This window comes from Gallaecimonas sp. GXIMD4217 (assembly GCF_038087665.1).
GTDB lineage: Bacteria > Pseudomonadota > Gammaproteobacteria > Enterobacterales > Gallaecimonadaceae > Gallaecimonas.
Map to the genome: position 1 here is coordinate 332,413 of NZ_CP149925.1, position 12,491 is coordinate 344,903.

General features: G+C 64.9%; 12 protein-coding genes. 10 read left to right on the forward strand and 2 right to left on the reverse strand.

The window, feature by feature from the left end; all coding sequences use genetic code 11:
* Positions 1-152 precede the first annotated feature (152 nt).
* The 7 genes from murG to lpxC all read left to right on the forward strand — a co-directional run bounded on the left by murG (position 153) and on the right by lpxC (position 7,768).
* Positions 153-1,229, forward strand: coding sequence for an undecaprenyldiphospho-muramoylpentapeptide beta-N-acetylglucosaminyltransferase (gene murG, locus WDB71_RS01720; RefSeq protein WP_341502928.1), 1,077 nt, complete (start codon positions 153-155; stop codon positions 1,227-1,229).
* A complete protein-coding gene (gene murC, locus WDB71_RS01725) occupies positions 1,226-2,644 on the forward strand; it encodes a UDP-N-acetylmuramate--L-alanine ligase (RefSeq protein WP_341502929.1) in 1,419 nt (472 codons plus the stop codon). The genes murG and murC overlap by 4 nt, the downstream gene beginning before the upstream one ends.
* Entirely contained in the window at positions 2,641-3,549 is a 909-nt protein-coding gene (locus tag WDB71_RS01730) for a D-alanine--D-alanine ligase (protein ID WP_341502930.1), read from the forward strand. Before murC ends, WDB71_RS01730 begins: the two co-directional genes overlap by 4 nt.
* 10 nt (positions 3,550-3,559) lie before the next feature.
* A complete protein-coding gene (locus WDB71_RS01735) occupies positions 3,560-4,285 on the forward strand; it encodes an FtsQ-type POTRA domain-containing protein (protein WP_341502931.1) in 726 nt (241 codons plus the stop codon).
* Between the two features lie 6 nt (positions 4,286-4,291).
* Positions 4,292-5,527, forward strand: a complete 1,236-nt coding sequence (gene ftsA, locus WDB71_RS01740) for a cell division protein FtsA (protein WP_341502932.1) — start codon at positions 4,292-4,294, stop codon at positions 5,525-5,527.
* A gap of 33 nt (positions 5,528-5,560) precedes the next feature.
* Complete coding sequence (gene ftsZ, locus WDB71_RS01745) at positions 5,561-6,748, forward strand: cell division protein FtsZ (RefSeq protein WP_341502933.1); 1,188 nt, start codon at positions 5,561-5,563, stop codon at positions 6,746-6,748.
* 99 nt (positions 6,749-6,847) lie between these two features.
* Complete coding sequence (gene lpxC, locus WDB71_RS01750; protein WP_341502934.1) at positions 6,848-7,768, forward strand: UDP-3-O-acyl-N-acetylglucosamine deacetylase; 921 nt, start codon at positions 6,848-6,850, stop codon at positions 7,766-7,768.
* Here the strand turns inward: lpxC and WDB71_RS01755 are convergent, their stop codons facing one another.
* A complete protein-coding gene (locus WDB71_RS01755) occupies positions 7,769-8,281 on the reverse strand; it encodes a DciA family protein (protein ID WP_341502935.1) in 513 nt (170 codons plus the stop codon).
* Positions 8,282-8,296: 15 nt separating this feature from the next.
* Here WDB71_RS01755 and WDB71_RS01760 point away from each other — a divergent pair, with 15 nt between their 5' ends.
* The 3 genes from WDB71_RS01760 to mutT all read left to right on the forward strand — a co-directional run bounded on the left by WDB71_RS01760 (position 8,297) and on the right by mutT (position 12,303).
* Positions 8,297-9,085 carry a M23 family metallopeptidase gene (locus WDB71_RS01760; RefSeq protein ID WP_341502936.1) on the forward strand — a complete coding sequence of 263 codons (789 nt, stop codon included), beginning with the start codon at positions 8,297-8,299 and terminating at the stop codon, positions 9,083-9,085.
* Between the two features lie 51 nt (positions 9,086-9,136).
* Positions 9,137-11,839, forward strand: coding sequence for a preprotein translocase subunit SecA (secA, locus tag WDB71_RS01765; protein ID WP_341502937.1), 2,703 nt, complete (start codon positions 9,137-9,139; stop codon positions 11,837-11,839).
* Between the two features lie 62 nt (positions 11,840-11,901).
* Positions 11,902-12,303 carry an 8-oxo-dGTP diphosphatase MutT gene (mutT, locus tag WDB71_RS01770; RefSeq protein WP_341502938.1) on the forward strand — a complete coding sequence of 134 codons (402 nt, stop codon included), beginning with the start codon at positions 11,902-11,904 and terminating at the stop codon, positions 12,301-12,303.
* On the opposite strand, the gene yacG is transcribed toward mutT, so the two are convergent.
* Positions 12,300-12,488: a DNA gyrase inhibitor YacG gene (gene yacG, locus WDB71_RS01775; RefSeq protein ID WP_341502939.1), complete on the reverse strand. Its 189-nt coding sequence runs from the start codon at positions 12,486-12,488 to the stop codon at positions 12,300-12,302. The two genes, mutT and yacG, sit on opposite strands and share 4 nt — an antisense overlap.
* Positions 12,489-12,491: the final 3 nt, after the last annotated feature.

Consider the following 12,491-nt stretch of genomic DNA (forward strand, 5'->3'; position numbering starts at 1 on the left):
AAGCCTGAAGTACCTGCCGTTGGCCCCGGGGCGCCTGGCACCGGCATGCCAGGCCAGGGGAGGACGAGGATGACTGCCATGACAAGCCTGAAGTACCTGCCGTTGGCCCCGGGGCGCCTGACACCGGCATGCCAGGCCAGGGGAGGGCGGCCATGAGCAAGAACAAGACCCTGATGGTGATGGCCGGTGGCACCGGCGGCCATATCTTTCCGGCCCTGGCCGTGGCCCAGCTGCTGCAGGCCGAGGGCTGGACCATCCACTGGCTGGGCACCCCCAGCAGGATGGAGGCGGAGCTGGTGCCCCGTTACGAGATCCCCCTGCACTTCATCGATATCCAGGGGGTGCGCGGCAACGGCCTCAAGCGGCTGCTGGTGACCCCCTTCAAGCTGGCCAAGGCCATCTGGCAGGCCCGCAGGGTATTCAAGGAAACCAGGCCGGACGTGGTGCTGGGCATGGGCGGCTTTGCCGCCGGCCCCGGTGGCGTGGCGGCGCGGCTGATGGGACTGCCGCTGGTGATCCATGAGCAGAACGCCAGCGCCGGCATGACCAACAGGCTGCTGGCCAGGCTTGCCAGCAGGGTGCTGCAGGCCTTTCCCGGCGCCTTTGCCGGGGCCCAGGTGGTGGGCAACCCCATCCGCCGCTCCCTGGCCGAGGTTGAAAAGGCCGCTCACCAGGGCCCCTGCCGGGTGCTGATCACGGGCGGCAGCCTGGGCGCCCAGGTGTTCAACCAGGTGCTGCCCCAGGCCTTTGCCCAGGCAGGGGCGGAGCTGGAAATCTGGCACCAGACCGGCAAGGGCCGGGAAGCCGAGGTCGAGGCGGCCTATCACCGCCTGGGCCTGGCGCCCAGGGTCAGTGAATTCATCCACGACATGGATCAGGCCCTGGCCTGGGCGGATCTGGTGATCTGCCGGGCCGGCGCCCTGACCGTGTCCGAGCTGGCGGCCGTTGGCCTGCCGGCGATCCTGGTGCCGCTGCCCCATGCGGTGGACGATCACCAGACCAGGAATGCCCGTTACCTGTCCGACAAGGGCGCGGCCCTGCTGCTGCCCCAGGACGGTTTCACGGCCGACAGGGTTGCCTCCCTGCTCGACGAATTGAACGAAGATCCGGACCGCCTGGTGGAAATGGCCAGGGCGGCCCGGCAACAGGCCCGGCCGGACGCCACCGAGGCGGTGGCCCAGATCCTGCGCGATCTGGCCGGGCACAAGCGAAAGAGAACAGCAGTATGACCAGAACAGGGCCAATGCGCCGGGTAGAGCGGATCCATTTTGTCGGCATAGGTGGCGCCGGCATGGGCGGTATCGCCGAAGTACTCCTTGGCGAGGGCTACCAGATCACCGGCTCAGACCTCAGCAACAACGCCGTCACCGAGCGTCTGGCCGGCCTGGGCGCCACCATCTGGCACCAGCATGGGGCCGACAACGTCGCCGGCGCCTCCGTGGTGGTGGTGTCCACCGCCATCGGTGCCGACAACCCCGAGATCCAGGAAGCCCAGCGCCAGCGCATCCCGGTGGTCCGCCGGGCCGAGATGCTGGCGGAGCTGATGCGTTTTCGCCGCGGCATCGCCGTGGCCGGGACCCACGGCAAGACCACCACCACCAGCCTGATCTCCAGCCTGCTGTTCGAAGGCGGCCTGGATCCGACCTTCGTGATCGGCGGCAAGCTCAACAGCCATGGCTCCAATGCCCGCCTGGGCCAGAGCCCCTACCTGGTGGCCGAGGCGGACGAGTCCGACGCTTCCTTCCTGCACCTGCAGCCGCTGATGGCGGTGGTCACCAATATCGAGCCGGACCACATGGAGACCTACGGCGGCGACTTCGAGAAGCTCAAGGCCACCTTCGTGGAGTTCCTCCACAACCTGCCTTTCTATGGCCTGGCCGTGCTCTGCGTGGACTGCCCGGTGGTCAAGGCGCTGAGCCAGGGCCTTGGCCGCCAGGTGCTGACCTACGGCTTTGACGAGGGCGCCGACGTGCGTGGTCGCGACTTCAGCCAGAGCGGCAACCAGAGCCGTTTCGTGGTGGAGCGCAGGGACAGGGCGCCGCTGACCGTGACCCTGAACCTGCCCGGTCGCCACAATGCCCAGAACGCCCTGGCCGCCATTGCCGTGGCCACCGATCTGGGCCTGGACGACCAGGCCATACTGGCCGCCCTGCAGCGCTTCGAGGGCATCGGCCGCCGCTTCCAGCATTACGGTGAGTTCGACACCCCCAAGGGCAAGATCATGCTGGTGGACGACTACGGCCACCACCCCTCCGAGGTGGCGGTGACCATAGCGGCGGCCCGGGCCGGCTGGCCCGACAAACGCCTGGTAATGGTGTTCCAGCCCCACAGGTACAGCCGCACCCGGGATCTCTACGAGGACTTCGCCGAGGTGCTCAGCCAGGTGGACAAGCTGGTGATGCTGGAAGTGTACGCCGCCGGCGAGCAGCCCATCGCCGGTGCCGACAGCCGCTCCCTGTGCCGCACCATCCGCGGCCGCTCCAAGCTGGAACCGGTATTCGTGTCCAGCCTGGACGACGTGCCCAGGGTGCTGGCCGAGGTGGCCGGGGAGGGCGATCTGGTGATCACCCAGGGCGCCGGCAATGTGGGCACCCTGGCCAAGCAACTGGTGGCCAAGGGCCTGATCGGAGGTGAAGCCCGATGATGGAATTTGGCAAGGTCGCGGTACTGCTGGGCGGGAACTCCGCCGAACGGGAAGTGTCCCTGATGTCGGGCAAGGCCGTGCTGAAGGGGCTCAGGCAGGCCGGCGTCGACGCCCACGGTTTCGATCCGGCCGAGCGGCCGCTGTCCGAACTCAAGGCCGAGGGCTTCGAACGGATCTTCATCGCCCTCCATGGCCGTGGCGGCGAGGACGGCACCATCCAGGGCGCCCTGGAGTGGATGGGCCTGCCCTATACCGGCAGTGGCGTGCTGGGCTCGGCCCTGGCCATGGACAAGGTCCGCACCAAGCAGATCTGGCAGGCCCTGGGCCTGCCCACGGCCCAGGCCTGGGTCATTGAAAAAGGCCGGTTTAATGAACAGCTTGGCGCCGATATAATGGCCGGCTCGGTGATGGTCAAGCCGTCACGGGAAGGCTCCAGCATCGGCATGAGCCGCGCCGATACCCTGGGCGAGCTGAAGGCGGCCCTGGACGCGGCCTTCGAGCTGGACGAGGTGGTGCTGGTGGAGCGCTGGATCGACGGCCCCGAGTTCACCGTTGCCATCCTGGACGACCAGGTGCTGCCGGTGATCCGCATGGTCCCGGCCAAGGGCTTCTACGACTACGAAGCCAAGTACCAGTCCAAGACCACCCAGTACCTGATCCCCTGCGGACTCGGCGAAGAAGACGAACGGCGGCTGCAGGCCCTGGCCCTCAAGGCCTTCAAGGCCGTGGGTGCCGGTGGCTGGGGCCGGGTCGACGCCATGCGCGACGAGCACGGCAACTTCCAGCTGCTGGAGGTGAACACGGTGCCGGGCATGACCGAGACCAGCCTGGTGCCCAAGGCGGCCAAGGCGGTGGGTATCGACTTCCCGGCCCTGGTCTGCCGCATCCTGGCCACGGCGGTCTGAGGAGCACCGGGTGCAGAGCCGGGTCGGCTGGTGGTTCGGGGTGAGCTTTCTGGGGCTGGTGCTGGCGGCCTTCGTGGCCGGTGGCGCCTGGCTCTGGCGGACCATGCAGGACGAGGGACGCCTGCCGCTGGAGGTGGTCGAGGTGCAGGGACTGCACCCCCATACCCCGGCCGAGCAGATACGCGCCGTGCTGCTGGAAAGGCCCCTGGGCAGCTTTTTCAGCCTGGATGTGAACGAGGTGCAGCGGCGCCTGGAGGCCCTGCCCTGGATCTACCAGGTCTCGGTGCGCAAGGCCTGGCCCCGCAAGCTGCAGATCTACCTGGTGGAGCAGCAGGCGGTGGCCAAGTGGAACGACAACAGGCTGCTCAACCTGCAGGGCGAGATCTTCGAGGCGCCCCAGAGCGAGCAGGAACAGGCCCTGGCCCGGCTCTATGGCCAGGACCTGGACGCCCGGGAGGCCCTGGAGGGCTACCGCAAGCTCGGGCAACTGCTGGGCGATGCCGGCTTTGCCATCCAGGCGGCCCGGCTCAGCAACCGCCAGAGCTGGGAGCTGGAGCTGGGCAACGGCCCCAGGCTGATCCTGGGGCGGGAAGACACCCTGAGACGGGTGCAACGTTTTATCGACAGCTTCCCCTATGTGCAGGGGGAGCAGAGGCAACCGGCCTACCTGGATCTGCGCTATGACACCGGATTCGCGGTAGGCTGGCAGGAAGAACAACAAGACGCTGAGAGCTGAAGCTCCATGACCAAGGCAACGGATAGAAAATTAATCGTCGGACTGGACATCGGCACCGCCAAGATCGTGGCCGTGGTGGGCGAGGTGCTGCCTGACGGCGAGCTCAACATCCTCGGCGTGGGCAGCCATGCCTCCCGGGGCATGGACAAGGGCGGCGTCAACGACCTGGACTCCGTGGCCCAGTCCGTGCAGCGCGCCGTGGACGAGGCGGAGATGATGGCGGACTGCCAGATCAGCGCCGTCTACCTGGCCATTTCCGGCCGCCATGTGCGTTGCCAGAACGAATCCGGCATGGTGCCCATCAATGACGCCGAGGTTTCCCAGGACGACGTGGACGCCGTGATCCACACCGCCAAGTCGGTGCAGATCCCGGAAGGCCGCCGCATCCTGCACGTGCTGCCCCAGGAATTCGGCATCGACTACCAGGAAGGCATCAAGAGCCCCATCGGCATGAGCGGCGTGCGCCTGACCGCCAACGTGCACCTGGTCACCTGCGCCAACGACATGGCCCGCAACATTATCAAGTGCGTGGAACGCTGCGGCCTGAAGGTGGACTCGCTTATCTTCACGGCCCTGGCCTCCAGCTACGCGGTGCTCACCGACGACGAAAAGGAGCTGGGGGTGTGCGTGGTGGACATGGGCGCCGGCACCATGGACATGACCGTCTACACCAATGGCGCCATTCGCCACACGGCGGTGATCCCCGCCGCCGGCAACCAGGTCACCTCGGACATCGCCAAGATCTTCCGCACGCCGCTGAGCCATGCCGAGGAGATCAAGACCCGCTACGCCTGCGCCATCAAGAACCTGGTCAGCAAGGAAGAGAACATCGAGGTGCCGTCCGTGGGCGGACGGCCGTCCCGCTCCATGAGCCGCCATACCCTGGCGGAGGTGGTGGAGCCCCGCTACCAGGAGCTGTTCGAGCTGGTGCAGGAAGAATTGCGCAAGAGCGGCTTGGAAGAACAGATCGCCGCCGGTATCGTACTGACCGGTGGCACAGCACAGATGGAAGGTGCCATTCAGTTCGCTGAAGACATCTTCCAGATGCCGGTGCGCCTGGGCGCACCCTTGCCGGCCAAAGGGCTGGCAGACTATGTCGCAGATCCCCGCTTTGCCACAGCCGTCGGCTTGTTGCACTACGGCAAGGATGACAGTGTCGTCCGGCGGCCGGAGCGTGGCGTCGGGGAAGGCGTCAGCAGCCTTTGGGCCAAGGTCCAGGGTTGGTTCAAAGGTGAGTTTTAGGGATAAACAGGCAGACGACTGGAGAGGTTTAACATGTTTGAATTCGTTGAAGGCCATTCCGATGAGGCCGTCATCAAGGTCATCGGTGTCGGTGGCGGCGGTGGTAACGCCGTCCAGCACATGGTGGAGCAGACCATAGAGGGTGTTGAGTTCATTGCGGCCAACACCGATGCCCAGGCGCTGAAGAGCTCCAAGGCCCATGTCACGGTACAACTGGGTGCCAACGTGACCAAGGGCCTGGGTGCCGGCGCCAACCCGGAGATCGGCCGCCGCAGTGCCGAAGAGGACCGCGAGCAGCTGCGCGAGGTGCTGGATGGGGCCGACATGGTCTTCATCGCCGCCGGCATGGGCGGTGGCACAGGTACCGGCGCCGCGCCCGTGGTGGCGGAGATCGCCAAGGAGCTGGGTATCCTGACCGTGGCCGTGGTCACCAAGCCCTTCCCCTTCGAAGGCAAGAAGCGCATGGCCTATGCCCAGGAAGGTATCAACTACCTGGAGCAGAACGTCGACTCGCTGATCACCATCCCCAACGAGAAGCTGCTCAAGGTGCTGGGCAAGTCCACCAGCCTGCTGGACGCCTTCAAGGCCGCCAACGACGTGCTGCTGGGCGCGGTCAAGGGCATCGCCGAGCTGATCACCCACCCGGGCCTGATCAACGTCGACTTTGCCGACGTGCGCACCGTCATGAGCGAGATGGGCAAGGCGATGATGGGTTCAGGTATCGCCTCCGGCGAAGACCGCGCCCAGGAGGCCGCCGAGGCCGCCATCTCCAGCCCGCTGCTGGAAGACGTGGATCTGGCAGGTGCCAAGGGCATCCTGGTCAACATCACCGCCGGCCTGGATCTGACCATCGAGGAGTTCGAGACCGTGGGTGCCGCCGTGCAGGGCTTTGCCAGCGAGAACGCCACAGTCGTGGTGGGTACCTCCATCGATCCCGAAATGGCCAACGAAGTGCGGGTCACAGTGGTGGCCACCGGTATCGGCGGCGAGAAGGCCAAGCCGGAGATCACCCTGGTGCAGCCCAAGCGCGAGCCGGAGCCCAAGGTCGAGGCCAAGCCCAGCGTCGAGATGCCCACCGGCAACGCCGTACCGGCACCTCAGCCCGAGAGCAAGGTCCAACTGGAAGAGAAGCCCCAGGCAGCCGCCCAACCGGCCCGCAAGAGCAACGCCGATCTCGACTACCTGGATATCCCGGCGTTCCTGCGCCGCCAGGCCGACTGAGCGCGGCTTTTGCGACCATGAAGGTGTCGTGCTAAAATGCGGCTCCTTTTTGTACAGGTAGGACCATTTGGGTCCCATTGAAGCGAGGCAAAGCGATCCATGATCCGGCAACGCACCTTGAAGAGCGCCATTCGCGCCACAGGCGTCGGTCTGCACAGCGGTAACAAGGTTACCCTGGTGCTGCGTCCTGCGCCCGTGAACACCGGCATCGTCTTCCGCCGGGTCGATCTCGACCCCGTGGTGGACATCCCGGCCAAGGGTGAGCTGGTGGGCGACACCATGCTCTGCACCTGCCTGCACAGCGAGCAGGGCCACAAGGTGGCGACCATAGAGCATCTCAGTGCCGCCCTGGCCGCCATGGGCATCGACAACCTCATCATCGAGGTGGATGCCCCTGAGATCCCGATCATGGACGGCAGCGCCAGTCCCTTCGTGTTCCTGCTCCAGTCGGCGGGTATCGAAGAGCAGGCTGCCGCCAAGGAATTCATCCGGATCAAGGACGTGATCCGGGTGGAGGATGGCGACAAGTGGGCCGAGTTCCGCCCCTACAAGGGCTTCAAGATGGACGTGGCCATCGACTTCGACCATCCGGCCTTCGAGGGACGCAACCAGCATCTGGTGATGGACTTCTCCACCTCTTCCTTCGTCAAGGAAGTGAGCCGGGCCCGGACCTTCGGCTTCATGCGGGACATCGAATACCTGCGCGCCAACAACCTGGCCCTGGGCGGCAGCATGGAGAACGCCATCGTCCTGGACGAGTACCGCATCCTCAACAACGAAGGGCTGCGCTACGACGACGAGTTCGTCAAGCACAAGCTGCTGGATGCGGTGGGCGATCTCTACCTGGCCGGCCACTCCATCATCGGTGAGTTCCGCTCCTTCAAGTCGGGCCACGGCCTGAACAACATGCTGGTGCGGGCCCTGCTGGCCAACGAGGCCGCCTGGGAAAAGGTCACCTTCGAAGAAGAAGGCCAGGCCTCGCCCATTTCCTACCTGATGCCGGGCACCAGCCTGGCCTGATCACTCCTTATCGTCTGTCCGGCGGCGCTCACTGAGCGCCGCCAGCCTTTCCAGCTTCTCTTTCAGTCCCGGCGGGGCGTCTGCAGCCAGCTCCTTGAGCCTGGCCGCCGCTTCACTGCTGATTCTACGGCGGTTTTCCTTGAGGCTGTCCTGGCCCTGGATGGGGGTGGTCAGCACATCCCGCTGTTCAGGGCTACCGGGTCGCCGGGCGGCGGCCGGGTTGATCCGCAGGTCCAGGCTGGTTAGGCTTGGATGAATTTGCTGGCGAAACTGGCTGAGCAGTTCCTCGCGCTGATAGCGCAGACGGGTCAGCCAGGCGGCGCTGGCCACTTCGATGACCAGGGTACCCTGGCGCAGGTTGGCCACCCGGCTCTGACTGGCCAGGGGCTCACCCACCAGCTTGGCATAGGCCTGGTTCAGGCGCCTGAGCAGCAGGGCCCGCTGCTGCAGATCGGCGACACCGGAGCCGGGGCGTTGGGCCAGATCCTTCAATGAGTCCGGGTGTGATGACATGGCAAGTCGCTTCTGATGAAAGTCACCTTCATTATCGAACGAGCGGGGCGCTCCCGGCAATGGTCGTTGCCGGCCTGGTTGCTGGCGGCCTTGCTGCTGTCGTTGCTGATGCTGCTGCTCAGCCTGCCCGGCGGTGCCGGAGCCAAGGCGCAGACGGCAATGCCGGGGGAGGGCGTGGCTCTGCCGGATGCCAGCCGCTGGCAATGGATGTCGGCCCGTCTCGGCGAGGCCGAGGCCAGGCTAGTGGCGCTTAGAACCCGGGCCGAGTTGCTGTCCCGGCGCATGGGGCTTGGGCCCCTGCCGGAACAGGAGCTGAGCGACGCCAATGGCCTGGCACTGTTGGAAAATCGTTACCAGACCCTTGAAAAACTGTTGGGACGCCACCAGATAGCTTCTCAGAGCGAGCCGACGGCATCGCCGCTGCCCGAGGGCAGGCAGGCGTCCGCCTTCGGCTATCGACAGGATCCTTTCAACGGCCGGCGCCGTTTTCATGCCGGCCTGGATCTGGCTGCCGACCAAGGCACGCCCGTGCTGGCCAGTGCCAGTGGCGTGGTTACCTACGCCGGCCGCTACAAGGGCTACGGCCTGCTGGTGGAGTTGGAACACGGTGACGGGGTCACCACCCGTTACGGCCATAACAGCGGCCTGGAGGTCAAGGCGGGGGAGCGGGTCGAAAAGGGCCAGATCATCGCCCGGGTTGGCTCCAGTGGCAGAGCGACGGGCCCCCATGTGCACTTCGAGGTGCGTCACCAGGGTAAGCCCCAGGACCCTAAGCATTTTGTCTACCCCAAAGGCGTGGATTAGGGAATAATAGCCGGCACTGCACGCCGGATAAATAAAGTACAGATCAGGATTATGTTCACACAGCTTCTTACCAAAATCATCGGCAGTCGCAATGACCGCACCATCAAGAAACTCAGCAAGGTTGTCGCCCAGATCAACGCCCTGGAGCCCAGCTTCGAAGCGGCCTCCGACGAGGAGATCAAGGCCAAGACCGATGAGTTCCGCGCTCGCCTGGAAAAGGGCGAGACCCTGGATGACATCCTGGTAGAAGCCTTTGCCGTGGTGCGTGAAGCCTCCAAGCGCATCTTCGGCATGCGTCACTTCGACGTGCAGCTGATCGGCGGCATGGTGCTGCAGTCCGGCAAGATCGCCGAGATGCGTACCGGTGAAGGTAAGACCCTGACCGCGACCCTGCCGGCCTACCTGAACGCCCTGACCGGCAAGGGCGTGCACGTGATCACCGTGAACGACTACCTGGCCAAGCGTGACGCCGAGTGGAACCGGCCGCTGTTCGAATTCCTGGGACTGAGCGTGGGCGTCAACGTGCCCGGCATGGGCCAGATGGAGAAGAAGGAGGCCTACGCCGCCGACATCACCTACGGTACCAACAACGAATTCGGCTTCGACTACCTGCGCGACAACATGGCCTTCGGCCCGGCGGAGCGGGTGCAGCGCCCCCTGTCCTACGCCATCATCGACGAGGTGGACTCCATCCTGATCGACGAGGCCCGTACCCCGCTGATCATTTCCGGCCAGGCCGAGGACAGCTCTGCCCTCTACGCAAAAATCAACACCCTGGTACCTAGCCTGGTGCGCCAGGCCGAGGAAGACAAGGAAGGCGAGCAGGGCGACGGCGACTTCACCATAGATGAGAAGGCCAAGCAGCTGTACCTGACCGAGCGCGGCCAGGTGAACATCGAGGAGATGCTCAAGCGCGAGGGCCTGCTGAACGAGGACGACTCCCTGTTCAGCGCCGCCAACATCACCCTGCTGCACCATGTCAACGCCGCCCTGCGCGCCCGCCACCTGTTCCAGAAGGACGTGGACTATATAGTCCAGGACGATGAGATCGTCATAGTGGACGAGCATACCGGCCGTACCATGCCCGGCCGCCGCTGGTCCGAAGGCCTGCACCAGGCCGTGGAAGCCAAGGAAGGGGTCAAGATCCAGAACGAAAACCAGACCCTGGCCTCCATCACCTTCCAGAACTACTTCCGCATCTACGACAAGCTGGCCGGCATGACAGGCACCGCCGATACCGAAGCCTTCGAATTCCAGCACATCTATGGCCTGGAAACCGTGGTGATCCCCACCAACAGGCCGATGATCCGCGACGACATGGCCGACCAGGTCTACCTGACCACGGAAGAGAAGTTCGAAGCCATCATCACCGACATCAAGAGCCAGCGGGAGAAGGGCAGGCCCTCGTTGGTGGGCACCATCTCCATCGAATCCTCAGAACTTCTGTCGAGGCACCTCAAGAAGGAAGGCATCCCCCACCAGGTGTTGAACGCCAAGTACCACGCCATGGAGGCGGAGATCGTCGCCCAGGCCGGTAAGCCGGGCGCGGTGACCATCGCCACCAACATGGCCGGCCGGGGTACCGATATCATCCTGGGCGGCAACTGGCAATCCGAGGTGGACAAGCTGGACAATCCCAGCCAGGAGCAGATCGACGCCATCAAGGCCCAATGGCAGCAGTGCCATGACCAGGTCCTGGAGGCCGGCGGCCTGCACATCATAGGCACCGAGCGTCACGAATCACGCCGTATCGACAACCAGCTGCGGGGCCGTTCCGGCCGCCAGGGCGACCCCGGCTCCAGCCGCTTCTACCTGTCCATGGAAGATGCCCTGATGCGCATCTTCGCCTCCGACCGCGTCACCAACATGATGAAGCGCCTGGGCATGGAGCGTGGCGAGGCCATTGAGCACCCCTGGGTCAACCGCGCCATCGAGAATGCCCAGCGCAAGGTGGAGGGCCGTAACTTCGACATCCGTAAGCAGCTGCTGGAATACGATGACGTGGCCAACGACCAGCGCAAGGTCATCTACGAGCAGCGCAACGAGCTGATGGACTCCGACAGCATCCAGGACACCATCGAGGCCATTCGCGCCGATGTCGTCGACAAGACCATCAGCGCCTATATCCCGCCCCAGTCCCTGGAGGAAATGTGGGACGTGCCCGGCCTGGAAGAGCGCCTGAAGGCCGACTTCGCCATCGAGCTGCCGCTGCAGCAGTGGCTGGACGAAGACGACAAGCTCCACGAGGACAGCCTGCGCGAGAAGATCCTGGCTGCCATCAACGAGGCCTATCAGGCCAAGGAAGCCGCCGTCGGCGAGCAGGTGCTGCGCCATTTCGAAAAGGCGGTGATGCTGCAGACCCTGGACGGCCTGTGGAAGGAACACCTGGCGGCCATGGACCACCTGCGCCAGGGCATCCACCTGCGTGGCTATGCCCAGAAGAACCCCAAGCAGGAATACAAGCGCGAGGCCTTCGAGCTGTTCACCGAGATGCTGGAGAACCTCAAGCACGATGTGGTCAGCATCCTCTGCAAGGTCAGGGTCCAGGCCGAGGAAGACGTGGCGGCCGTGGAAGAGCAGCGCCGCCGTGCCGAGCCGGTGCAGCAGCAGTACCAGCACGAGGCGTCTGCGCCCGTGGGCGGCGAGGTGGTGGCCGAAACCGCCATGCGTGCCGGCCCCAAGGTGGGCCGCAACGATCCCTGCCCCTGTGGCTCCGGCAAGAAGTACAAGCAGTGCCACGGTAAGCTGGCCTGACAAGGGCCCTGAATGAAACCGAAAAGAGGTGGCCTGGCCACCTCTTTGTTTTGGAGTAGTGTATGAGCAAGCAAGTGGTCTGGGTGGCGGTCGGCGTCATCGAAAACGGCCGTGATGAGGTCTTTCTCACCAAGAGGCCCGACGACAAGCACCAGGGCGGCAAGTGGGAGTTTCCCGGCGGCAAGGTGGAAGAGGGCGAGGACGTGCTGAGGGCCCTGGACAGGGAGCTCCATGAGGAAATCGGCATCAACGTGGTGACGGCCGAGCCCCTGACCGTGGTCGAGCACGACTATGGCGACAAGGTGGTGAAGCTGGATGTGTGGCTGGTGCGGGGCTTTGTGGGGCAGCCCCACGGTAAGGAAGGCCAGGAAGGGGCCTGGATCAGGGTCAGCGAGCTGGGCGAAATGGACTTTCCCGATGCCAACGGCCCCATAGTCGAGGCCGTTCAGGCACTGAGCCGCTAGTCGAACTCGTAGCCCTTGGGGGCTTCTTCCTGGCTGGGCGCCTCCTCTTCAGAGGGGATGCGACGCTCCTCGCTGGCCCACTCGCCGAGATCGATCAGTTGGCAGCGTTTGGAGCAGAAGGGCCTGAAGGCGCTTTTTTCGTTCCAGGGTACGGACTTGCCGCAGATAGGGCATTTCACTTCCATCGG

What these genes read in the sequence shown, in the direction of transcription:
- secA (WP_341502937.1), top strand. Translation starts at nt 9,137, where the DNA reads ATGTTCACACAGCTTCTTACCAAAATCATCGGCAGTCGCAATGACCGC.
- lpxC (WP_341502934.1), top strand. Translation starts at nt 6,848, where the DNA reads ATGATCCGGCAACGCACCTTGAAGAGCGCCATTCGCGCCACAGGCGTC.
- murC (WP_341502929.1), top strand. Translation starts at nt 1,226, where the DNA reads ATGACCAGAACAGGGCCAATGCGCCGGGTAGAGCGGATCCATTTTGTC.
- WDB71_RS01760 (WP_341502936.1), top strand. Translation starts at nt 8,297, where the DNA reads ATGAAAGTCACCTTCATTATCGAACGAGCGGGGCGCTCCCGGCAATGG.
- murG (WP_341502928.1), top strand. Translation starts at nt 153, where the DNA reads ATGAGCAAGAACAAGACCCTGATGGTGATGGCCGGTGGCACCGGCGGC.
- yacG (WP_341502939.1), bottom strand. Translation starts at nt 12,488, where the DNA reads ATGGAAGTGAAATGCCCTATCTGCGGCAAGTCCGTACCCTGGAACGAA.
- ftsZ (WP_341502933.1), top strand. Translation starts at nt 5,561, where the DNA reads ATGTTTGAATTCGTTGAAGGCCATTCCGATGAGGCCGTCATCAAGGTC.
- WDB71_RS01755 (WP_341502935.1), bottom strand. Translation starts at nt 8,281, where the DNA reads ATGTCATCACACCCGGACTCATTGAAGGATCTGGCCCAACGCCCCGGC.
- ftsA (WP_341502932.1), top strand. Translation starts at nt 4,292, where the DNA reads ATGACCAAGGCAACGGATAGAAAATTAATCGTCGGACTGGACATCGGC.
- mutT (WP_341502938.1), top strand. Translation starts at nt 11,902, where the DNA reads ATGAGCAAGCAAGTGGTCTGGGTGGCGGTCGGCGTCATCGAAAACGGC.
- WDB71_RS01730 (WP_341502930.1), top strand. Translation starts at nt 2,641, where the DNA reads ATGATGGAATTTGGCAAGGTCGCGGTACTGCTGGGCGGGAACTCCGCC.